We start from the raw sequence: 755 nt of genomic DNA, 5'->3' as shown, positions 1-755 counted from the left end.
CACTAGCGTTGCATAAATATAATAAGAATATTCTGTAAAGTATTTCATAGTCATTTTCGCCAAAAAATCAACAACCTAATAAAGGTGACACTGTCCATTTGGGAAATATATACATTTATACCAATATTCCTGTGATTACCTGTTCCCTTCTCTTGATCAAGGGATGGTTTTCTTTTCGAAACGACGCAGCCACAGATAAGCAGGTTTCCAGATAGCTGCCTTTAACCAGCGGACAATACGGAGTAATTTCTTATCGCTCTGTGTTTCTAATTGAATGAGTACATGTAAACAAAAGGTGATGAGCGCCAGGTAGATTTGATTTTGTAAAGCTGTTTCACTCATCCCATAAAAATGCTTGATTTTCACGTGCTGTTTCAACCATTTAAAAAACAGTTCTATTGCCCATCGCGACCGATAAATATTGCTTATTTCTTTTGGTTCTAAATCAAATCGATTGGTAATTAGCCGCAGGACATTTCCTTTCGTATCGATTACCTCCAGAAGGCGAAAGGCATTTTCACAACGTTTTTGCGTGGATCCGATATAAACCATCTGGTCAGATAGCACGTTGGATTCAGGAGGAACAGAAAAAGCGTATACCTTCCGTGTGACAGAATTTTTCTTGAGTCTGGATACGAAAAAGTAACCATCGTCTGTCATTCGGTCAAAACGTTCATAATCCATATAGCCACGATCAAAGACGTACATGGCTTCCTTATCATCCACCAGCACTTCCAATTGATTACGGTCATGTT

Annotated in this window: 1 protein-coding gene; it reads right to left on the bottom strand. The window is 38.5% G+C overall.

Annotation, left to right across the window (positions count from 1 at the left end; translation table 11 throughout):
- Positions 1–156: 156 nt before the first annotated feature.
- Positions 157–755: IS4 family transposase (locus IEX29_RS26440; protein WP_188738879.1), on the bottom strand; the 599-nt coding region annotated here is incomplete at its 5' end.

Origin of the sequence: Oceanobacillus neutriphilus, assembly GCF_014645515.1 — a bacterium.
GTDB classification, from domain to species: domain Bacteria; phylum Bacillota; class Bacilli; order Bacillales; family Amphibacillaceae; genus Oceanobacillus; species Oceanobacillus neutriphilus.
The sequence above is the reverse complement of the archived record's forward strand: the minus strand, read 5'-3'. Positions and strand labels throughout refer to the sequence as shown.